The following is a 23,298-nucleotide window of genomic DNA, read 5'->3' as shown; positions in this document are numbered from 1 at the left end:
GAAGTAGAGCTCTCAATAACAAGTTTACATATCTTCTTCAAGATATACACTAGAAATGGGTTGAAATGAAAAACTACCCATCCTCGAAAACGAGTTTTTAAAGCATAAATCCTATCGAGCTTTAAGTAACTTATGGTTGTTTGTTTTTGTGATGCTAACTGTCTTTTCAGTCACACTTTTTACCTAAATTTGGGACTCAAATTATATCAGACTATTTTATTTTAGTAATTAATTACCTTGGAATCCGAAACAATAATCAATATTTTGCTTGCTGGAATTGTCGTAAGTAAAACAATAATCGTCATTTTAGCCTATTTATTGGTGAAAAAAAACAGCGTATTGAAAGCTGAAAAAATAAAGCTGGAAGAAGCAAATGCTGAACTTGTTAAACAGTCTTTAGCTATCAGAAAATATGTTGAGGAACTTAAAGCCGCGGAAAATTTCAAAACTAAAGTACTGTCTATAGCTTCTCATGATCTAAGAGCTCCTTTTGCGTCAATTGAATCATTATTAAAATTTGAAGACTTATTGTTGATGGGCAGAAGGGAGTTGGAAGCATTTTTTGAAACCTTAAGACAAGAGGTTGGGAAATCCAGAGTTATGCTCGATGAAGTTTTACTTTGGACGGAATCTCAGCTTCGGGATACTATTGAAAACAAAGCTGTTTTAAACTTGAACGTTGAAATAGGCAAGCTCTTGAATCAGTTCAGCTACGATATTGAAAAGCAAGGAAAAAAGGTCTTCAATAATATTGATCAAAACTCCTATTTAAATATAAACAAACCTATTTTTACTTTTGTTATTAGAAATGTGATCAGTAACGCAATCAAATATGGTCGGCCTGAAGGTGTTATTTCTGTGGATTACATCAAGAAAGAAAGTGGAGAATGCTGTGTTATCATATCGAATGAAAGTGAAGAGCTGGCAGAGCATACTATTAAAAATCTTAACTATGGAAAAAGTTGGGAACGAAGGAAAATGGCTAACAGTGAGGGGACCGGTCTTGGAATTTCTCTTTGTAAAGATCTATTCAAAAGGATAGGTGGTATTATACATTTTGAGAACAAGATAGGAAAGGGTATTGCCGTTACAATTATTTTTCCTAATGATGCTTGCGAGATGGCTTCTTGTTGTTGAATTGCTGTAAGATGGCTATATTTACCATTATATTCCAGATGTTAAATAACTATAAATCAATAATAAGATTATGATGACAAGAAATCTATTTATGGCAAACCGACTGAGAGAAGTCTTGCTAAACGGCCATTGGATCGCTAATACAAACTATAGAGAACAAATAGAGGGATTAAATTGGCAACAGGCCATTCGAAAAATTGGAGATCTGAATACTATTGCTGCTTTGACCTACCACGTAAACTATTACTTGGAGGGTCTTTTAACTGCCCTTGAAAGTGGAAAACTGGAAATTAGTGATAAATACAGTTTTGATCTTCCGCCGATCACTTCTGAAATGGATTGGAATAAATTAGTGGCTAAGTTTTTAGACAACGCTGAAAATTTTGCCAACAACATCGAACTATTGGAAGATGGTGTTTTCGACAAGCCTTTTATTGACGCAAAGTATGGAACGTTATTGCGTAATATTGAGGGCGTTATTGAACATAGTTACTATCACTTAGGACAGATTTCATTGATTAGGAAAATTTTATAACACCCCACATAACAATAAAATACAGCCGCCGTGACAGCTGAGTAGTAATTTCGCGCCCCCCCCTACCGTGTAAAAGAATAGGGGAATAGCTCTTATCTTGTTGTAAACTCAGAATTTTTTTAAAAAGTCCAAATAAGAGGATATACTGCTTTCAATCCATTCTTCTGTACTGTCCAACTCTATTCCATAGTAAGCAAAGAAGGGTCTATAATCCGCTTTTACATATTCAAAAGTTAGCTCAAAAGGACGGAGTAATTCACTCAAAGTATATTTATATTTTTTATTTGAATTATATTCGTGCTCATCAATTCCTACTGAAACGGCTAACGTTATTTTCTTTCCCTTAATCTTATAACCGCTTTTGCTACCGTAGGCCCAACCATAGGTTAAGACTTCATCCAGCCATTTTTTGAATAACGGCGGACAATTAAACCAATAAAAAGGAAACTGAAATACAATCTTATCGTACTGTTCTATGAGTTTTTGTTCTGCCTGTACATCAATTTTTTCTTCGGAATAAACCTTGTGCAACTCATGAAGTTGGTATTTGTCGGGATGACTTTTTATCTCTTCTATCCATTTTTTATTCACGACGGAACTCTCTATATTCGGATGAATAACAACTATTAATGTTCGCATATATCATTTATACTAAAATCACTGTACAAAGGTAACTGTCAAAAAATAATTCTAACTGTATGGCTCCAATTGTACGGTACTATAAAAAATGTAAGCAATGACCAAAATAAAAGAAACTTCTACAAACTTCATGAACAAACAGGCTTTAGCTAAGGATTGTTTAGAAGTGTACGCTTCCAACATAATCGGTGGACAATGGACTTTAGCTATCTGCTGTTACCTAATAGACGGTAAACTCCGTTTTGGGGAACTAAAAAAATGTCTGCCTAATATTACAGAACGTATGCTCACAATGCAACTTCGAAAGCTGGAAGAAAACAAGATAGTACAACGAACGGTTTACGCAGAAGTGCCTGCCCGGGTAGAATATGAACTTACTCAAATAGGCTACGAATTGAAACCAATTATCAAAGAACTTAAAAAGTGGGGCGAGAAACACAAAGTGCTTTAATTGTCTACATCGGTTTGAATTTTACCATAATTGTTTTCCTTTCCTGCTTTACGAAATATTTGAATGCAGGTCATTACCGGAGACAATGTGCTTCTTGCACTGAATTGGGGAATGCAGGGCGGTGATGTGTTTGCTGATATCCTGACTTGCCTATTTGCTTTAAAACTAATGTGTTAAAAACATGATGCTGTCAAAATATATAATTAACTTTAGATAACGTAAAAAACATGTAACTACCGATCATCAATATGTAGATTATAGCTAATATACCATCACCACATGAACTACAAGAGCATTTTATTAGATTTGGGTTCGGAAGGGGAAAATCTTCTCAACTTTAGCAACCCCAAAATTGACAAGGAGCAACTGCACCTGCCCTCTCCAAAATTTATAGATGATATATTTCAGCAAAGTAACCGAAGTGCGCAGGTGCTTAAAAACTTTGCTGCGCTCTATCAACATGGCCGTCTAAAAAATACAGGGTATTTATCAATATTACCTATAGACCAGGGAATAGAGCATACTGCAGGTGCTTCATTTGCTCAAAATCCGCTCTATTTTGATCCCGAAAATATCATAAAACTGGCTATTGAAGGAGGGTGTAATGCTATCGCTACAACGTTTGGTAACCTTGCGGTCATGTCTCGAAAATATGCACATAAAATTCCATTTATCGTAAAAATAAATCATAACGAGCTACTTACTTACCCAACAAAATATGACCAAATCATGTTTGGGAGTATTAAAGAAGCCTGGAATCTGGGGGCTACAGCTATAGGTGCCACCATTTACTTTGGTTCAAAAAATTCGGACAGGCAGATTATGGAAGTGGCAGAAGCATTTGAAAGTGCTCATGAGTTAGGAATGCCTTGTATTTTATGGTGTTATGCCCGTAATAATAGTTTTATAAAGGACGCTATTAACTATGAAGTTGCTGCAGATATTACAGGCCAGGCCAACTATTTAGGTGTTAATATACAGGCAGATATTATTAAGCAAAAACTTCCGGTAAACAATGGTGGATTTACTGCGATCAATTTTGCAAAAAATGATCCAAAGATGTACTCTGATCTCTGTTCTATGCACCCTATTGATCTGTGTCGTTATCAGGTTGCAAATTGTTTTATGGGTAGAATTGGCCTGATTAATTCGGGAGGTGAGTCAAAAGGAGCCAGTGATCTTACTGAAGCCATTAGAACGGCAATAATAAACAAACGAGCTGGAGGTACAGGTCTAATACTGGGAAGAAAGGCTTTCCAACGCCCGTTTACCGAAGGTGTGGAGCTACTTAGAGCCATTCAAGATATTTACCTGGACAATACCATTTCGATAGCGTAATGTATATCGCTATGACCAACAAGCACTAAAACGTTCTATCCATCCTATTTAGACGCTCTTTAGCTCTCATCAACATCGAGGTGAAGGCGGTATCAAAAACATGCTCCATAAGTTTATGTCTGCCAAGCTCTGTCAAACCCATATCACGTGTTGTGGTAAAACGGTTTTGAAAATTGGACACTGACTGTCTGTGCCGCACAAAAATTCATGTAGCTCCGCCCCTAGTCTCTTACTTTTTTTTCAATTGCTGTAAACGCTCTTTTGCTAAAGGAATGACATCATCATCTCCATCATAATTTTCAATGATACTCTCCAAGGTACTCTTGGCCTGAAACGTATCTCCTTTGCGTGCATAGGTGTCGGCAAGCAGGATGAAACTCTTGGCCACCCAATAGTCATGTGAATCCATATTCTCGATCACATCAAAAGCCGACTTTTGGGCGCTATTGTATTCCTTGTTCTCATACTGCAATAGCCCTATGCGATATCTCGCCTCTGCACTGACTGCTGCCTGGCTTTTTAGGGCGGCCAAATTCAATTCCTTTAATGCAGATTCCTTATTTCCTTGCTGTAACATTGCCTTGGCGGTATATAGGTGTGCTGTCGCAATTTCTTCATCAGATGCCCGATCGTAACTTTGGATCAATTTTATGTACTTGTCCATCTGCTTTAAGTCACCGATCTCGAAATAGCAAATCATCAGATTGGTGACGGCGTAACCGTAGTTAGCTTTATAATCGGTATTGAGCTCGAGTTTTTTGAGGTGCACGATAGCTTCGTTGTATTCCTTTAGGCTCAGGTATAAGGCCGCGGCCGTCAGGAGTGTCTTCTCGGTATAAGGGCTTGTCCAGTCGTTCAGGATAATGTTCAGGTCTTTCAATGCCTCTCTAGGCCGACCAGTATGGTATAAGCTCACGCCTCTAATGTAGCGGGCATACTTTTCTTGTCTGGGTTTAGGGAATTTATCGAAATACGCATTGATCGCCTCTACGGCCGGGCCGTACTGCCCTCTTGAAAACAACGTAAGACCTGCCTGAAACGCCAGATTGTCCAATTCTGCGGGACTCAGCTCGGTAATATTATTGCTCATGGCATACTGAATATAACTGGAAGCATCCCCTTGATCGAGATAGATGTTTTCAATGGATCGCATCGCTTGAGCTGCTTCTCTGCTGGTGCTATATTCCTGGATCACCTTCTGGAAAGTGGCCATCGCGGATTCGGAATCATCCTGATTGTATTGGACCAGTCCGATAGTCAGTAATGCTCTGGGCACGTAGCTGCTGCGCGGGTATTTTTCGATCATCTTTTTCAGTCCTTGGATAGCCCCTTCGTAATCGCCTGTCAGGAAATATACATAGGGAATCTCAAAGGCAACGTCGTCGGCGTAGTTTGAGGTCGGAAATTTTTCAACGACAGCCCGTAGGGTGTTGAGTTTGGCGGCATTGTCTCCCTGTAATCCCTGAATAATACCGTGCTGGAACAGGGCGTAATCCTGATTGGGAGCTTTACGGTGGATGAGCTGGTCATAATATCCTTTGGCCCGTTCATAATTTCGCATGGCCAAATAGGAGTCTCCTAATCGGGCGATGACATCATAATATATGTTTTTGTCCAGTGAACTTTCGGCCGTGGCTAAGAAGCGTTCAAAATACTGCGCCGCCGCACTGTATCTGTCGATTCGGAAGGCTGCATAGGCCAGGGCATAGTTTGCATAGTTGTATACATCGGTGTTTCGTGCAGCAGGAAGGCTCAGGAATCGGGAGAAATTGTCCACAGCCTCTTTGTACTTACGTACTTCGTACATGGCCTCTGCTTTCCAATAAGTGGCCAACGCGGCCATTTCCATATCGATAGGTAGTTTTTCGGCCCGCATTAACATGGATATACTGTTCTCAAAGGCGCGTTCGTTGTAAAACTCTAATCCCCGATAATAGGTTATTTTTTGATAGACGGCATCGGCTTTCTGCTTTCGAGGGCTGAATGATTCGAACAGATGTACAGCTGTCTCAAAATTACTGCCTCCAGACAGGATTTCGGCTGTCCGGGTTTCGGTATTCTGATTTTTTTCTGTTTGTGGATTGATATTTACGTATTTGAGCGCGAGGTATTCCTGAAGGGGTGTCAGGGCTGCCTGAACCGAATCCAAGTCTCCTAAGATCTTGGCGTAGTTATATAGGGCATCTGCCTTCAGCTCCTGATCGAAATCCATTTTCGATGCTTTGGAAAAGGCAGCTCTCGCACTTTGCTTATCTCCTGTCTCTTGTGCAATTTTACCTAAAGCAATAATCGAACTCTGATAGAAAGCATCGGAGGGCTCTACTTTTTTCAGAATGGTGGTCGCTCTATCGTACTCACCTGCGTGATAGGCCAATATACCAATCCTGTTATTATCGATATTGTCACGTAAGGCGTTGGGGTACCTATCCTGCAAGGGACTATGAAAAGGCCTCTTAAAATCATTCATATCAAAATACATGCGGGCAACCGTTTGCCGCAATTCGGCCTCCAGGTCTTTCCGCTCTATCTTCATGTCAGGACTCCGACGGACCTTGACCGCATCGGCAAGCATCGGACGGTAATCACGTACGACCTCAATGGAATCTAAAACTGTTGATCGTGTAGCGGCCTTTTGCTCGCCAACCTGTCGCTTTTCGTCCTGCTTTTTTTCCTGGTCCTGCGCATAACCGGTAAGCAGCAGAACGGAGAAGATCCCACTAAGTATATGTTTTCGATAACTATAGTCTATGCTTTGTTTGAGTCTCATTGTTTTTCCTTTTTTATGAAAGTGTTTGTTGCCAAAAGCCATCAAGCACTTTCAAGATGTTATTCTTTACTGTTGGCTTTCAGGGGCTTTTCCGGTAACATCGGGATCGGCTCATGTTTGTTGATAATCTACCTGCCGACAGTTCCTGAAAGTTTCTTTTCTCGGCTTTTAAAATCCTTTTCTGAGCCTGGTCATACTAATGATAGGGAAATTTTCCCAAGAATCAGAATTAATCCACTAACTTGTAAGTGTAAGATATAGTAAAATCCATGCCATAATCTAAGGTCATTGATAAAAATTGATCAATAATAGCGCAGAACGAATAGTACAATGGTCTACTACCGGAAAGATCCGCTTTGGCAGTATCCAAATACAGCGCGAAACGTTACATTTACTATTTTAAACACGGCTTTTGCTATTTTAAGGTTTTGATTTTGCTATTATTGTGACAAGTTTGATGTAAATTAAACTAGAGGCCATGAACAAAACCTTATTTACATTTCTCAGTTTCCTATTAATATTGTCCGCAGTATACGCACAAAAGGGCACTAACTTTAATCGCAGCTATCCTGGAGGAGGTAGATTGCTTATGTCGGTGGATAGCACCGCTAAAAATGTCTATTACGGCACCACTTTTCCCAATCTATATAACCCCTCCGTTAGTTACAGACTTTTCTCGTTTAAACAGGAAATTTTCAGCCATACTGCCTGCGCAGGAAAGGAAGACAGGGGCTATTCGCAAAACCAGCGAATATTGACCTTCTCAAAAGAAATTTTTAGCCAAAAAATGTACTTCAGGAGGGGCTAAAGCCTAAAGAATTGGATTTGAACCGGATTGCTTTGCGCATAGCCTAAAGAAATACCCGGCACTACCCCTTTACTACTCGATAAGATCGGCCCACTACCTATCACTGTCTTCGCAAACTACCTTTAAACTACCGCCAGACTACCCTCGATATCCTTGTGCAGCTATTAAAAAAGCTAAAACTTTGCGGCGCCAAATAGTAGTAGATGGCAACGACGAATTGCTGTACAATGAAGTTAATTCATCGCTACAATAAAATACATTAATAAAAAAAACGACACCCAACTATGTTTAAACAGTCTCTATGCTTTTTGTCACTTATGTGGGCAGGTATCCAATTGCAGGCACAAGAAAAAATCAATGTAGCATTCATCCCTATAACTTATGATGAAACAAGTGTTTCGCCCGCTCATTCGAAGATTATTCAAGAGGGAATTGTAAACTCCTTTGTTTCTACCAAAAGATTTACCGTGGTAGACCGTAGTAATCTGGAGGCGCTCGAAAAAGAGAAAAAACTACAGCGTACGGAAGCTTTTATGGATAGCAAAGAGACGTTCAAAGATGGCGTGAGCAAAGGTGCAAGCTATCTGGTGGAAGGAAATATTCTGTCGGTTAAAAATTACGGAAAGAAAGATAAATGGAAAAGTGATGTAAACCTGCAACTTAAAGTTATTGATGTCTCAACTGGAGAAATTGTAAATACAGAGAGCATCAACAGTACGCTTGAGGAAGACGACAAAAATACGCAACGCTCACCTAGCACCTTAAAGGCACGAAAGATCCTTGCCAAGAAACTGTCGGAAACCCAGGAGACGACAGATGCTGCCCTGGCGCAGGCCATAGCGGGTCTGCATGAAAATGTAAAGGATTTTGTCGGTTCCAATTTTCCGTTGCGACTTCAATTTGTGGAATGGCTGGACAGTAAAGGAAATAAATTGACCGCTGATAAAGGAGCTTATAAGTTTTTTTTAGTTACGGGAGGTAGCGACATCGGTATTCAAGAAGAACAATTGTTGGACTTGGTCACCTTTAGCAGCGTCTCGGTTGGCGACAAAACTATCGCTAGGCAACAGAAAATCGGGACTGCGATAATTACGAAGGTGGATGGTGCCAATTTTTCTACAGCTAGATTGCTAAGTGGTGAAAAGGAAATAAAGAATGCTGTTCAAAAGGGTGAAAATTTTGCTATCGTCTGTAAATAATAGTTAGTTAAAGCTTTTTTAAAAAAATAGATATGAAAAAAAACAAACTAATCGTTTTAATGGCCATCGGCCTGCTTTGTGCCACTGGTTGTTCCAAAAAATTATACACCAATCCGTACGCTGACTCGGCAGTGCTGAAACACGATACCCAGGGCCTGGTTACCTTGAGAGGTGTAAGTGATGATTTTCCAAATAACAAGAAAAATGAAGGGCAACAGGTAGCGCTTAAAAATGCACATAAGAAAGCCTTGCAGCAACTTTTCTACATGGGTTTTCCGGGTACCGACTTCAAGAATGGTATAATTCGTAAGGGTATATCGGTAGAGACGCAGCATAAAGCGTTTTTTGATAAATTCTGGGCTGGTGGCTATCAGCAATTTGTTACTCAATCCAATGCGAAATTCTACGGCTGTGCAGATAATAAAAAATGTGTATCTGCAGTTTCTGAGTTTACAGTAAATTACAATGCACTTCGCACAGAATTGGAAAAGAATAAGGTATTGAACAAAATAGGCTTTTAACATGAAGAAGGTTATCCTTGGCTGTCTTCTTTCTTTGCTATCCGTCTTTTCCTTTCAAGGGGTAAAGGCGCAGCTGGCAGCAACACAGAGCAGCGAGCGCGCGCGTGCAGCAGCCAAAATCATGGTGGTCCCTTACAGTAAACAGGGCGAGAATATACAAACTGTCTTGGATGATAATCCCGCTGTGCGTACGGCGGTGATTAAAGTCAAAGAAGCTTTTGACCAGCGCGGATGGTCTACGGTAGATTTTGTCGCCAATCTCCGTGCAGCACAGGCCAATTCTGCGTTTACGGCTGATCGACAGTCGAACTTTAAAACAGAGCTATTAACTGGTTCGGGATCTGATTTTTATGTGCAGGTAGATGTGCAGAACAATACGGACGACAATGGAACGAATATCACATTGAATCTTACTGCTTTCGAAACCCATACGGGAGCGAGTTTTTCCAACCAGACTGCGTCAAGTGGACGATTTGCAACCAGCGACGTGGAAAAGCTTATAAGCAAAGCTTTTGAAAAGATTCAAGAAGAGTTCTTAAATAACCTGATGGTCAAGACCGATGAAATTCGGGATATCGGAAGAGCATTGGTCATACATTTCAATTTGGATGAAAACTGTTCTTTGGATTTCGATGCTGAAGTCGGAGATGGTAGTTTTTTAAACGAGGTAATTGAAGATTGGATTGCTGAAAATGCCTTTCAAGGAAGAGCTAATCTTGCAGGCATCATCGAAAATAAAATGATATTTGACGAAGTACGCATCCCTTTGTTCGATCAGGAGACGGATAAACCGTATAACCCGAATAGATTTGCTAACGAAATTATTCGCTTCTTGAAGACTAAAAACATTACGGCGACTCGTAATATTAAGGGACAGAATTTATTTGTAACGATTAAATAGTATTAGATGTTTAAGACTTTGTATGCTCTGTTGGGGAGTCTATTGCTTTTTTCGGCTTCTGTAGCAGCTCAAGAGATAAAAATCAATGCTATTGCTTATCAGGTGTTGGTACCAAAAGGTAATGCCGATTTTCAATCCAAACACTATCAGGCGCTTGCGGATCGCATCAAGCTTCATTTAAAGAATACAGTTAGCTTTTCCAATCAATCCTCGTTTTGTATCGTACCGGAGATACACCTACTCAGCGATATGACTGCTGGGGAGGTGCAAGATACAAAAGTATTGAAATTGGAGTTTGTCTTTAGTCTCCAAAACCCCGATCTAAACGTAACTTTTCATACTTTTAGCAAGAAGGTTATAGTGACTGCGGACGATACGGATCTGGCTGTACAAAAGGCGATAAAGGAAATAAGACCTAATGATAAAAACTTGGTTGCCTTCTTGCAGAATGGAGAACAGTTGATCAAAAAGTTTTATAACGACAATTGTCCCAAGATTATGCAGGCGGCCCAAGTGAAGATCGATCGCAAAGAGTATAATGCTGCATTTTCGCTTTTGCGTTATGTGCCTGAACAATTGGCCTGCTCAAAGGAAATCGAAAATACCATTACAGGGATATATCAGCATTATAAGGATGAATACTGTAGCAAACAGCTTCATATAGCACAAATAAAGGCTTCCCAAGAAGAGTATGGCAGTGCGCTAGCTATTCTGCAATATATTGATCCTAGAGCTGCCTGTAAGGATGAGGCTTCTGCCTTGTTGCAACAAATAGCAGACAAGGTAAACCAGGAGACTATCCGAAAGTTTGAGATGGATAAAACTATTTTCGAAAAAAACTCCGAAATGGAGAAGATGAAAATTCTGGTACAGCATATGGATGAAGTAGCGTTACATCTTCATCATTAATACGCTCTTGAATAGCCCGCTACATTTTGATAGATGGCATTGACAAATATACTGTTTCATGATGAGTATATAAATTATAGAAATGTGAAGTTCAACTGGACTTCACATTTTTTTTGTTTAACTTGACTTTATAATAATCTGGGGGCGCCCACCAAGATTAATGCTTTAAGTATCCTATCGATTACTGCTATCTTTTGTAAAGACAACAACTCGGTAACTTGTCATATACTGCTTTGGGAGCCTTGTCCAACGCTGTATCATGTCCGACATTGGCAATAGCTTTGCTAATGTCTTTTTTTGAAGTTAGTTTGGAATCGAATTCCAGATGGATAACTTTTGCTTTCACATCCCAGTTTGCAGAAACCACTCCCTTTATACTTTTCGCTGCTTTCTCGATACGACTTTGACACATTTCACAATTTCCTGATACTTTCAACTTATCATGCTTTATATGGACATTGGTTTGTACGTCGTTATGTTCATCTCCGGCGGCCGATGATACAGCATCGTTATTCATCATACTGCTTTTACCTTCCAACTGTGCACTTGCATCCACAGTGAAAGCCCCATTGGTCACGATTTCTTCGCCAATTCTAAGGCCTGACATAACCACATACTGGTCGCCCAATGAGGGACCCAGCACAATCTCCCGAAGTTTAAAAGCAGGTGTGGAGGTAGTGGGCTGTTTTACGTAAACTATAGAGCGCTTACCTGTCCATAAAACGGCCGACTTGGGGATAACCATTTCTTTGTTGTAACCTTTTAAAGGAGCAGTGATTCCTGCTGTCGCATACATTTCAGGTTTGAGATTGCGATCGTGGTTATCGGCTTCAACCCTTATTTTTGCCGTTCTTGAATTGGCATCAATAATAGGGTTAATAAAAGTAATCCTTCCTTTATAAACCTTTCCAGGCAAACTCTGTAATGTATATTCCAGTTGATCTCCCACTTTTAGAAATGGCAAATCTGTTTCATATGCATCAAAAACAGCCCATAATTTGGAAAGGTTTGAAATGGTATAGAGCACGCTTCCTTGGGTAATATAATCACCGGTGTTGACGTTTTTCGACATAACAATACCGCTTGTATTTGCATATATATTTACGTAAGGTGAAACGCTGTTGGAAACAAGTATAGTGTTTATCTGATCCTCTGACACTTTCCATAGGCGCAACTTTTCTTTTGCCGCATCAAGCAATAAGGGTTGGAGGTCTTGTAACTTTGCTGCTTCCAACAGTTCCTGTTGTGCTGTCAGCAGGTCTGGGGAATAAATCCTGGCAATCAATTGGCCTTCGCTCACAGACTCGCCGGTAAAGGTTACGTAAAGATTTTCAATACGGCCATTGACATGCGAAGTTTGGGATTGTTGTAAACGTTCGTCCACCTGAATAGTTCCATATAACCGTACCTCTTTAACAACGCCTTGATGGCCGACAATCGAAGTCTGGATGTTTGCCAGGGCTACGGCTTCTTGTGACATTTGAATGGCATCATCGTCTATCACATCATCGCCGCCCCCTGCTGATTTTAGGGGAATCAGATCCATTGCGCATATCGGGCATTTTCCGGGTTTATCCATTCGGATCTGTGGGTGCATGGAGCAAGTCCATATAGTAGCTTGCTCTGCGGACACTTCCTTTTCAGGATCCTGATTGTGATCATGGGACGAATCTCTTCCAAATATCACCCAGCCTAGGAGTACTCCAGTCAAGAGTATAAGTCCATAAACTGCGGCCTTTTTTCTAAAAATATTTTTCAGTTTATTCATTGCTAAGAATTTTAAAATAATTTCATTATTTAGGGTCTGCTAATAATTTTTTTATTGACACGACCATGGTATTATAGTCGGCAAGAGATTCGGCTTTCTTAAGCTGATAATCCAATAGCTGCCGCTGTACCTGAATAACGTTAGTCAAGTCACTTTTTCCTGTGACAAACTCTTTTACGATCAGATTATATGTCGTTTGGGCGAGTGTCGTTTGTTTTTCGTACAGGGTCATCACGCGTTCCGCATCATCGAGTTGGCTTTTGAAGGTATAAAAATCGCTTATCAGGGTGTTGAACGTGTTTTTAAAATTCTCCTCGCTCGATTTCCGCCACATTCTGCTTTCGTTTTGCTGGGCATTATACTTTTTACGGAAGATAGGCAGGCTCACTGAAACCATAGGCATAATCATATCCTTACCGTTCATCCCGTCCATTGTGAGTGAATTGTTCGTTTTTCCTACAACCATGTATTGTGCACCGATACCGATCATCGGGTAGCTCATTTTTCGATCCATCTCCGCTTTTGCTTTATACGCTAATCCTTGTTCGGTAATCATTTCAAGCATAGGGTTGTTTGTCTCCATAGCTCTCAACGCTTCTTCTTCGCTGTATAAAAAAGTCAGCTTATGGATTTCCTGGCCTAACATTACTTTTTCAGCTGGTTCCCGATTCAGAAAGGCATTGAATTTTGCTTTTTCGGCATTGATCTGAGCGTATAAGCTTTCAATGTTGTTTTCAATTTCAGCGATTTCCATTTGAACACGAAGCACTTCTGACATACCCGATCCAGCGCCACTTTGCATAGTCCCCATGCCATCGCCAGAAGGCATACTCTTATTACTAGCAGGAGCCAGACTGCTTCCCATATTATTCATCCCTCCCATAGTCGATGAAGCGCTTTGCTGGGTTGTCGCGGGTGGTGTAATACTGCTTACGACGGGTGCTCCGCTTGTTGGTGAGTTGTTTGGGGATGCAGAGAATTTCCGTAATGCCAATTGTTCTAATTGTTTTAGAAACACTATGTTTTCCTGATTATTACGGAGTTGCTCGTTTAACTTTTGCATCGTATACCACTGTGTACTCACCTGAAGAATTAGGGTATTTACTGCTTCCCGATACTGCTGTTCCTGCATATTGGCCATATGTGCAGCCTCTGTACGCGCAGCTTTTCTCGCGCCAAACCATGGGAACATTTGCATCACGCTTACATTTCCAATAGAACGCCCTCCTATGATTTCCATAGGCATCGTATAGGCTTCAAGAGACAATTCCGGATCTTGATATGCTCCGGCTTGTGGAATTTTTTCCAGGTAAGCCTCATATGCATATCTTTGTGATTTTACTCCTGGATTGTTGTCGATTGCGACTTGTATATAATAAGACAGCGAATCAATTGTCTGATTTTGGTCCGCAGCATGTGAAAACATGCTCGCGCATGTCAATACAGCCACGGTTATATAACGTTTTATCTTATTCGTCTTCATTCGCTATTATTTTACTATTTTTTCTATTTTCTTTTTTTATTGCCGATTCTCTCCACCAACATTGGAATACCGGAACGACAAACATGGTCATAGACTGGATGAGCATACCGCCAAAAGTGGGGATAGCCATCGGAACCATGATCTCCGCACCTTTACCGGTAGAGGTCAGAACAGGGAGTAACGCGATGAGGGCTGTAGCTGTGGTCATCGCTGCTGGTCTGACACGCTTTAAACCTGCGTAAATGACGGCTTCTCGTATTTCATCTTTGTTTTTTGGACTTCGGGCTTCAAATGTGTCGTGTATGTACGTTCCCATCAATACACCATCGCTGGTAGCCAGTCCAAACAGGGCGATAAATCCTACCCAAACAGCAATACTGAGGTTGATGCTGTGCATCTGAAACAAGTCTCTCATATTTGTACCTGCGACGGAAAAATCCATAAACCAGGTCTGCCCGTATAGCCATAACAAGATGAAACCTCCTGCCAATGCCACAAAGACACCCGAGAAGTGAATCAACGAGGCCGTGACTGTTCGGAACTGAAAGTAGAGAATGATTAAAATGGCTAATAAACTCAAGGGTATAATAAGCATCAATCTCTTTGCCGCCCGTTCTTGCTGTTCATAATTTCCTGCAAACTTATAGGTCACCCCATTGGGTAAATCAAGTTCTCCAGACGCTATTTTTTGCTTTAGAATTTGATCTGCTTCGTGTACTACGTCGACTTCTGCTATGCCGGTTTTTTTATCAAAAATTACATAGCCCAACAAAAATGTATTTTCACTTTGAATCATCTGTGCTCCCTTGGCATATTCGATGTCTACGACATCTCCCAATGGGATCTGAGCTCCTGTAGCTGTAGGAACGATTATTTTTCGCAGCGCATCTGGATCGTCCCGTAATTCACGAGGATATCGTAACCGTACAGGGAATCGTTCCCGGCCTTCGACCGTTGTCGTTAACGTCATGCCGCCCACTGCCGCACTGATCACTTCCTGAAGCTCAGCAACAGTAATACCGTACCTGGCCATTTTGTCCCGGTTTAGATGCATTTCAATATAAGGCGCACCAACAGCCCGATCGTAGAAAACGGTCGATGGCATAACGGATGGGATACCTTTTAAAGCCGCTTCAAGTGCCTTACCTCCTGCTTCAATAGACTCGAGATCGGGACCCGAAACTTTCAATCCCATGGGGGCTCTCATTCCGGTAGAAAGCATCACCATCCTTGCTTCAATAGGTTGGAGCTTTGGAGCTGAGGTCAGACCCGGCATATGCGACACATTAACAATCTCTTGCCATATGTCGTCAGCTTTTTTTATTTTAGGACGCCACCTGCGGAAAAATTCACCTTCTTTATCTACGATCAGACTATCTCGGGGTATAGCTCGAAATCCATCAGAAACAGCATAAGTCCGGCCACCTTTCAATACAAACTGCCCAGATCTATTGACTTTAAATCTTTCACGGCGACCATCTTCGTCCAGATAAAATTCCGGAATATAATTGATCGTGTTTTCAAACATCTGCGTCGGAGCAGGATCCAATGCTGAATTTACACGTCCCCATTTCCCCACGATAAGCTCGACTTCCGGTATATTTTGGATGCGCTTGTCCAAGGTTTTGATAAGCTGTAAATTTTGCTCAATTCCTGTATGCGGCATACTGGTGGGCATCAAAAGGAAAGAGCCTTCATGGAGACTGGGCATAAACTCTTCTCCCATGCCTGGAAATGTTTCTGTCGATTTTTGCCAAAAAGCGGTCTGGCGAAATGATTTCCAACCTATCTTTTCTAGGCCGTTTGCCACGGTACCTAAGCTTCTCTCCATGCCAATCCAAGCCAATAATCCTATTAACAGAGTGATCATCGGTATAGCCATGAATTTCCATCTATTTGAAAGTGCCCATCGGAGGATTCTTTCATAATAAATCACCAATACCCACAACATGGAAAGGATAGATCCAATGGCCAGCAGCACGAACACAAAGTTGAGTATAGTGCCTGCCTGGGTTCCTAATGGCAGCCACTCGACTGTTAGGTAATATATCGCAACGAAAAGTGTGATACCGACATTGATGTAATTGACGACTTTTGCCCCTTTCCATCGGTGTACAAAAAGGTTGTTAACACCGATCAGCGTTAAGGCGAATGTGACAAAAAAACCGGTGTAGATCCAAAGAGCGACGCCTGCAATTATCAGCACATAGTTGGCTATTCTTCGGAATCTATTCCCGTTGAGCCGGACCGAAAAAATATAATAGGCTAATGTGGGTAGCGCGATAATTCCCAGCACAAAGGCTGATACGAGGGCAAATGTCTTGGTATAAGCTAAAGGAATGAACAGCTTTCCTTCCTGTGCTTCCATCATAAAGACTGGAAGAAAACTTATGATGGTCGTAAGCATAGCTGTTGACAAAGCTCCGGAAACTTCTGAAACGGCTAGAGAAATCAAATTTGCAAATGCTTTCCCGCGACTCCTCTGCCCTCCCCTTTCTTTTTCTTCGTCCATATGACGAAGGATACTTTCTATAAAGACAATCCCGACATCGACCATGACCCCAATGGCAATGGCGATACCGGAAAGGGCCACGATATTCGCTTCGACTCCCATTTGCTTCATGATGATAAAGGTTGCCAGTACTCCGATAGGCAGAATGCTGGAGATGAGTATGGAAGCACGAAGATTAATCACCAGCACAATGACCACGATAATAGAAATCAGGACTTCGTGAGCAAGGGCACTTTCCAGCGTCCCGATGGTTTCCTGAATTAGACCCGACCGGTCGTAAAATGGAACAACAGTTACTTTGGAGATGGTTCCGTCCGCTAATGTTTTTTGAGGAAAGCCTGCTTCCATTTCTTTAATTTTTGCCTTGACGTTGTTGATGACCTCCATGGGGTTTGTGCCATGCCGAGCCACTACCACACCGCCAACTGCTTCAACGCCTTCCTTATCTAGGCCTCCACGCCGGGTAGATGGCCCTAAATTGACAAAGGCGATATCTTTTATTTTCACCGGAATATTGTTCCGGACTGTTACAACCGCATTTTCTAGATCCTCGACGCTTTTCAAATAGCCAAGGCCTCGCACTAAATATTCCGCTTTATTTATTTCGATAGTCTCTGCACCAATATCGAGATTACTGTTTTGAATAGCCGACATGATATCCATAACGGATACGTTGTAGGCGCGCATCGCGTCAGGATTAATATCGACCTGATATTCTTTCACAAATCCGCCAACAGAAGCTACTTCGGATACCCCTTCTGATGCTGCCAAATTATATTTTGCGTAAAAATCCTGAATCGTACGCAGTTCATCCGGTCCCCAACCTCCGGCGGGTTCTCCCGTTTCGGGGTTGCGCCCTTCCAGAGTGTACCAAAAGACCTGCCCCAAAGCCGTGGCATCGGGTCCTAATGTAGGCGTTACACCGGATGGAAGTGTGCCAGCAGGCAATGAGTTCAATTTTTCCAGTATACGGGAACGGCTCCAATAAAACTCGACATCCTCCTCAAAAATAACATAGAGAAAGGACATTCCGAACATCGAACTGCTCCGGATAGTTTTTACGCCGGGGATTCCCAGTAAAGAGGTAGTAAGGGGATAGGTAATTTGATCTTGGATATCTTTGGGGGATCTCCCCATCCATTCTGTTGCGACGATTTGCTGGTTCTCTCCAATGTTTGGAATAGCATCGACGGGTACCGGATCGCTTGGCAATGCATTTTGACGCCAATTAAATGGTGCTGTTATCATCCCCCAGGTAAGGACAATGAGAAGTAATAACAGTGTTATTAACCTGTTCTCCAGAAAATATTTGATGACTTTATTAAGCATAACATATACATAGTTTACATTTAAATATCAGACACAAGCCAACAGAAGCCGACCTGTACCTGATAATGGAATTCTAAGCGTTAATCCATCTTTTACTTTAGTTCTTCTTGGACCTCTCCACAGGAAAGCATCTCTTCACCGTAATACGGATTTTTAATTTCTTTACTGTCGCTCAACCAAAATGCTCCTTTGTTATTATCGTACATCGAGCAGAAAACTTTGTACATAGGCTTTTCGGTACCGAATTCTTTGGCAATATCGTAAAAGCGCTTACTTAATGTGACCAAATGTGCTCTTTGATGGGCTATATCGCCTTTGTTATCTGCTATGTGTTCGGATTGCTCCTGGATATCAGCAGCTATATGATCAAAGCTGGTCTTTTGTTCTGTGGTAAAGCCTTCGGTTTTAATTTTGGAAAGTGCCTCCAGCATACCTTTGGCGGCATTTGTCGCTTCCTCATCATTGTCGGAAGACAGTGCGAAGGTCAGGTGCCGGTAATGGGAAAACAATTCTGAGAAATTTCCTTGACCGTTTACAGCATTGTTTTCTTTGGATGCAGTTGCTTCTTGGGAGACATTAACGTCGTCTTCAGCTTTCTTTTCAGAAGTAGCGTTGCATGCTCCTAGCGTGAATACGAATAAGGCAATGAAGCCTAAAAATAAATTTTTCATTGTCATGGTTCTTGTTTTAATGATTAGAATTGATTTATGTAATTTGCATATGTGTTTATTGTTATCAAAATATGATGCTCCGCTGTGACTGCCTTTATTACTATTATAGCAGTCGATTCATCTATTTGCTTCTTGGAAAAGGGATCTGTTGCAATGCGTGTAGATGTATCTTTTGGAATACTTTTTTGCACATTTGTACGCATAATCGAGCTTTCTAAAGCAGATGTATTATCCGGGCAAACCTTATCCAGAAATACCTCATAACGGCAGACTAGTTTAATTTTTCTATAGTTCTGCCGCAGCTAAGCATTTTTGAACCGTAATACGGATTTTTGATAGCCGGACTTTTACTCAACCAAGTTCCACCTTTGCCATTATTATACATCGAGCATTGCTGGTAGTAAATTGTCGCTTCTAGATTTGATACTTTTGCTAATTCATAGATATTCTTAGAAAGCGAATTTAATGCTGTACGTTGCTTCACAAGCTCTTTTGATTTTACAATGCTTTCAGTATTTAAAGAAAGTTCTTTCCTTACCTTCATCCATACGGTATGTTCCTCGGCGGAAAGCTTGCCCATATCCAATGCTTTAATAGCTGCAGCCAACGCTGTAGCATTTGAAGATGCTTTCTTGGTATCGGCGCTTACCAATGCATCTTTAATTGAAAAATACTTATCAAATATGGCCTGTAATTGTGTTAAATTTTGTGAAGTAACGGCGGGCATTTGCCCTTTGTGATGTTGTTCGTTTTGGTTTTGAGCAAAACTCTTTGCTACGGATAGTAATACAACGATTACCATCAGAATTTTTGATAGTGATTTCATTTGGAAATTTTTTAAGTATTGATAATGAGAAATAATGAAAAACCAAGTCTGGTTTTTCAAACAGAAATGTATTGCGGATAGGTACTAAATCAACAGATTTTGCACACCTATGGCTATACAGGCTTAAATTAACCTATTTTAGGCGGCTGCCAAATGGAAGATCCTTGTGAAGTATAAGCGTGTTGCTGGTATAGGGAATAAGATTTTTTACTTTCAAAAATTAGATTATTTTGAACGTATTTGGAAACCGGGAGTGTTGCAGAAAAACTATTAAGAGAACTGTGGCAGGACGCAGAGCCACATTTTCCAGAACATTCATTGCTTGTGCGATCGTTCGACTTACAACAGTCTTTCTCTCCTTCATCTTCTGAATCATGCTGCTTATTGACGCTACAGCATAAACTCTCGGAAGTGACAATTTCTTTGGAATGCAATTTACAGGTACAGGATTGAGTTGGGATTAGAAAAAAGTCCAACAAGCATATAATCAACAATATGTTTATCCTTTTTAACATGCACAAATCAAAAGACCTCATTTCAAATATAATTATATTTTTTAAATAATTTCCATTTTTTTAAAAATATCGGACTAGTTTTGGAGAAAGCATTTGCTAATTTCGAATAATTTGCCTTGCTATGAAAACATGTGTCCTGAATTAAATCTATTTAAGCCCTAACATTCACTGTCTCCCCCAAAATGGCCATTTGGCTTGCAGGATAAATACTTTTAAATATGAATTAACAGCAAAGGGTAATATTTAGTCCCGAAGCACTAAACATTACCCTTTTGTACTGTTTTATTTAATATCATCCAACTGATGGATTTAGCTTTTTGCTAGCTCGATCATAGTGGATAGCTCTGCAACTACTTTATCTATACTTGCGCCTCCACCTACTGATTTGAACCTAACATTTCCTTTTTTATCGATAATGAACTTTGTCGGGATACCGGTAATCCCGAATGCGCTTGCTGCGGTGTTTTTGCGCGTACTTGTATTTTTTAGATCCATAAACAACTCGAAGTTGTAATTATTATCGTCTAGATATTTCTTTGCTGCAGTGGTTGCATTTGCTGCCCTCTCGAAAGTGTGAATGAATAAAAACCTCACATCTTTGTCGTCTTTAAATTTGTTAACGGCAGCCTGCATAGCTGGAAAAGAACCTTTACAAGGTCCACACCAAGTGGCCCAGAAATCAAGCACCAGAACTTTTCCCTTTAAGTCCTCTTTTGTCACTTTTCTTCCCTCAAGGTCAGTGATGAAGAAATCTGGAGCTGCATTATTCATCATAGTGCTTGCAAAATGTTGTTTCAAACTATCCGTAAATTTTTTATTCAAACCTCTTAGATACGCGTTAAAATCTTTATTACCGAGCGCATGATATGATTTTTCTAAAAGATTGTTAACTTCATCGGATGATAATCCAGCTGCAACAGCACTGGAAAGAAGTGGTAATGCTTTTTCGTATTTCCCACATTTGGCTAATAGTTCGCCATAAATTCTATTGTATGCTACATGCGGTTTCACCTGTGCTTTATAGACCTCGCCTGCAAGCTGAACAGCTTCTTCGCATTGCCCCAACTCTTGAAGGGCTTTTGCTAATTCACCTTTTAGTGTTAAGATGGATGGATCAGCAAATCTCTTCATTGCGGCAGGGGCCTTTTCCATCACTTTAATTTCGTCTCTCAAATAGGAAACCCGAAAACTAGCTTCTTGCTTGTTTACCAAACCCAACACCATGTCAACCAGTGAATAACGCAGCTTATCTGTGTCATCAATTTGATTTTGGTATTTAATAGCATCGGTCAGATTGTTGTCCTTAATGCTTTTCAAAAATAATCTTAAGGAGGAAGTATCTCTTTGTACTTCTGCATGACCGATTGAACTCTCATTGACCTTAACTTTGTTTTGAGATTTTGAGTCGTAAGAATTTGCACGCACTAGTTGGCAGCTTAAAAATATCGATACTATAAGGTGAAAATAAATCAATTTCATAATCTTAATATTGTTTTTTATATACAAAAATTTATTTAAAGGTATTCAGTTAATCAAAATCAATTAGATCCGGATAAGAGTCTGTCTAACTGTATTCGTAACATACTATTTGAGGGTCGATCGGCATTTGCCGTGATAATTTTACCTTCTTTATCAAACAACAAGAAACGAGGTATACCCGTAATATCGTAGTTCTTCACTATTCCTGAACTAAAATCTTTATCGGCCATCAACTGGACTCCTCCCAATTGTTGACTTTTTACAAAATCTTTCCACTTTTGCTGATCCTTCATTTTATCGACAGAAATACTCATAAACACAATATCTTTATCTTTATAATCATGTTCTAATTCTTGTAAATGTGGAATTTCCTTCTTACATGGCCCACACCAGGTCGCCCAAACATCGATATATAAGAATTTGCCTTTAAAATCAGAAAAGGAAACCGTTTTACCATTTATATCTGGATAACTAAATTCAAATCCCGGTTGTCCCTTATCCTTATGCATCTGCTTTTCGTATTCCAAAATATACGTCTTACTTTCATCAGAAGTTAAATATGAATATAAGGGTTGTATCACTACTTTATATTGTTCAGGCTTAAGCTTCAATTCCTTCAAAACCGCTAAACTATAAACTTCCTTCAGTTTTATGTCAGAAATTTGCTTTGTATCGTTTGCTATTATATCAACATTATTAACCGTAGCCCCATCTCTCCCTCTATAATAAGAGAAATAACTCGTCATCCAACTTACCCCATTATCCAGCTTAAGAATATTAGGCTCATTAAATTTAATTTCCTCAGCCTTTAATTGACTGTATAATGTGGGTCTATCAAATTTGTCCGGATGGGCAGTGCGAGGTAACCTGAAGAAAAAGTAGGCTTCATTTTCAAAATCAGCCTGAACAGCTAAACGCAACAAATCATTAAATGTATTGTCTTTTGTATTGATTGACTTCTTAAATTGGTCGACCATTTTTGTTCCCTGATTCTCCAAAAAAGGAAAAAAATCAACGTATGTCTTTCTGGCATCTAAACGGTTATATGCGCGAAACTTATTGTTTATTTCATTGGCTTGGTGTACTAAAGTATTGTGGCCAAGATTTTTGCCCCCTAAAGTATAGTCATTTTCATTAATCGTTAAATCAAGCGATATTTCCGGCTCCAAATATAATCTGATATTCTGCCCTCTTAGCCGATTGTTAAACTGTCCGTAGTCTATAAAGTAAAATCCAGATTCGGCTATAGGGACATTAAAACCAAATTCTCTATTTTTATTAAGCACGGTTGTTGAATGTTCCTTTAATGATCCGTTATAAACCTGATAGAGCGTGATCTTATCAATTTTAAAATCGAAATCGGATACTTTGCCTTGAATCATTGCCATTTGAGGATCGTGTCCAGCCTGTGTAGTTTTTAACAAAAACAATATGCTAAACACTATTGTTACTATTCGTAAAGCTTTCATAATTATTTATTTTCCGTTAGACGGTTTTTAAACAGTTTTCT

The 23,298-nt window shown here is 40.2% G+C and carries 18 protein-coding genes; 9 read left to right on the top strand and 9 right to left on the bottom strand.

Features of this window, described 5'->3' with window-relative positions:
• Positions 1-237: 237 nt before the first annotated feature.
• Positions 238-1,137, top strand: coding sequence for a sensor histidine kinase (locus tag G7B20_RS14770; protein WP_164112190.1), 900 nt, complete (start codon positions 238-240; stop codon positions 1,135-1,137).
• A gap of 70 nt (positions 1,138-1,207) precedes the next feature.
• On the top strand, positions 1,208-1,672 hold the full coding sequence (locus tag G7B20_RS14765; RefSeq protein ID WP_240466016.1) for a DinB family protein: 465 nt from the start codon (positions 1,208-1,210) through the stop codon (positions 1,670-1,672).
• A 108-nt stretch (positions 1,673-1,780) separates the two neighbouring features.
• Here the strand turns inward: G7B20_RS14765 and G7B20_RS14760 are convergent, their stop codons facing one another.
• Positions 1,781-2,311, bottom strand: a complete 531-nt coding sequence (locus tag G7B20_RS14760; RefSeq protein WP_164112189.1) for an NAD(P)H-dependent oxidoreductase — start codon at positions 2,309-2,311, stop codon at positions 1,781-1,783.
• 97 nt (positions 2,312-2,408) lie between these two features.
• Between G7B20_RS14760 and G7B20_RS14755 the strand changes: the two genes are divergently transcribed.
• Both G7B20_RS14755 and G7B20_RS14750 read left to right on the top strand, forming a co-directional pair.
• Positions 2,409-2,762: a winged helix-turn-helix transcriptional regulator gene (locus G7B20_RS14755; protein WP_164112188.1), complete on the top strand. Its 354-nt coding sequence runs from the start codon at positions 2,409-2,411 to the stop codon at positions 2,760-2,762.
• A gap of 279 nt (positions 2,763-3,041) precedes the next feature.
• On the top strand, positions 3,042-4,100 hold the full coding sequence (locus tag G7B20_RS14750) for a class I fructose-bisphosphate aldolase (RefSeq protein ID WP_164112187.1): 1,059 nt from the start codon (positions 3,042-3,044) through the stop codon (positions 4,098-4,100).
• Positions 4,101-4,329: 229 nt separating this feature from the next.
• On the opposite strand, the gene G7B20_RS14745 is transcribed toward G7B20_RS14750, so the two are convergent.
• The gene (locus tag G7B20_RS14745) at positions 4,330-6,867 is read right to left on the bottom strand and encodes a tetratricopeptide repeat protein (protein WP_164112186.1); all 2,538 of its coding nucleotides are present in this window, start codon (positions 6,865-6,867) and stop codon (positions 4,330-4,332) included.
• A gap of 478 nt (positions 6,868-7,345) precedes the next feature.
• Here G7B20_RS14745 and G7B20_RS14740 point away from each other — a divergent pair, with 478 nt between their 5' ends.
• The 5 genes from G7B20_RS14740 (at position 7,346) to G7B20_RS14720 (ending at position 11,205) form a co-directional block, all read left to right on the top strand.
• Positions 7,346-7,675 (top strand): hypothetical protein, encoded by a 330-nt coding sequence (locus G7B20_RS14740; RefSeq protein ID WP_164112185.1) that lies wholly within the window; start codon positions 7,346-7,348, stop codon positions 7,673-7,675.
• A 284-nt stretch (positions 7,676-7,959) separates the two neighbouring features.
• The gene (locus tag G7B20_RS14735; RefSeq protein ID WP_164112184.1) at positions 7,960-8,874 is read left to right on the top strand and encodes a CsgG/HfaB family protein; all 915 of its coding nucleotides are present in this window, start codon (positions 7,960-7,962) and stop codon (positions 8,872-8,874) included.
• Between the two features lie 32 nt (positions 8,875-8,906).
• Positions 8,907-9,395: a hypothetical protein gene (locus G7B20_RS14730; protein ID WP_164112183.1), complete on the top strand. Its 489-nt coding sequence runs from the start codon at positions 8,907-8,909 to the stop codon at positions 9,393-9,395.
• Position 9,396: 1 nt separating this feature from the next.
• Complete coding sequence (locus tag G7B20_RS14725; protein ID WP_164112182.1) at positions 9,397-10,296, top strand: DUF6175 family protein; 900 nt, start codon at positions 9,397-9,399, stop codon at positions 10,294-10,296.
• Positions 10,297-10,302: 6 nt separating this feature from the next.
• Positions 10,303-11,205, top strand: coding sequence for a hypothetical protein (locus G7B20_RS14720; protein WP_164112181.1), 903 nt, complete (start codon positions 10,303-10,305; stop codon positions 11,203-11,205).
• A gap of 187 nt (positions 11,206-11,392) precedes the next feature.
• Here G7B20_RS14720 and G7B20_RS14715 read toward each other — a convergent pair whose 3' ends face one another.
• The 7 genes from G7B20_RS14715 to G7B20_RS14685 all read right to left on the bottom strand — a co-directional run bounded on the left by G7B20_RS14715 (position 11,393) and on the right by G7B20_RS14685 (position 23,257).
• The gene (locus G7B20_RS14715) at positions 11,393-12,973 is read right to left on the bottom strand and encodes an efflux RND transporter periplasmic adaptor subunit (protein WP_164112180.1); all 1,581 of its coding nucleotides are present in this window, start codon (positions 12,971-12,973) and stop codon (positions 11,393-11,395) included.
• A 25-nt stretch (positions 12,974-12,998) separates the two neighbouring features.
• Positions 12,999-14,456, bottom strand: coding sequence for a TolC family protein (locus G7B20_RS14710; RefSeq protein ID WP_164112179.1), 1,458 nt, complete (start codon positions 14,454-14,456; stop codon positions 12,999-13,001).
• Positions 14,443-18,297 (bottom strand): efflux RND transporter permease subunit, encoded by a 3,855-nt coding sequence (locus G7B20_RS14705; RefSeq protein ID WP_164112178.1) that lies wholly within the window; start codon positions 18,295-18,297, stop codon positions 14,443-14,445. Before G7B20_RS14705 ends, G7B20_RS14710 begins: the two co-directional genes overlap by 14 nt.
• A gap of 92 nt (positions 18,298-18,389) precedes the next feature.
• The gene (locus G7B20_RS14700) at positions 18,390-18,968 is read right to left on the bottom strand and encodes a DUF3347 domain-containing protein (protein ID WP_240452853.1); all 579 of its coding nucleotides are present in this window, start codon (positions 18,966-18,968) and stop codon (positions 18,390-18,392) included.
• A 271-nt stretch (positions 18,969-19,239) separates the two neighbouring features.
• Positions 19,240-19,794, bottom strand: a complete 555-nt coding sequence (locus tag G7B20_RS14695; RefSeq protein WP_240458436.1) for a DUF3347 domain-containing protein — start codon at positions 19,792-19,794, stop codon at positions 19,240-19,242.
• Between the two features lie 824 nt (positions 19,795-20,618).
• Entirely contained in the window at positions 20,619-21,788 is a 1,170-nt protein-coding gene (locus tag G7B20_RS14690; protein ID WP_164112176.1) for a redoxin domain-containing protein, read from the bottom strand.
• A gap of 59 nt (positions 21,789-21,847) precedes the next feature.
• Complete coding sequence (locus tag G7B20_RS14685) at positions 21,848-23,257, bottom strand: TlpA family protein disulfide reductase (protein WP_164112175.1); 1,410 nt, start codon at positions 23,255-23,257, stop codon at positions 21,848-21,850.
• Positions 23,258-23,298: the final 41 nt, after the last annotated feature.

This window comes from Sphingobacterium sp. xlx-96 (genome assembly GCF_011007365.1).
GTDB classification, from domain to species: domain Bacteria; phylum Bacteroidota; class Bacteroidia; order Sphingobacteriales; family Sphingobacteriaceae; genus Sphingobacterium; species Sphingobacterium luzhongxinii.
This window is presented reverse-complemented; position numbering and strand designations above follow the sequence as displayed.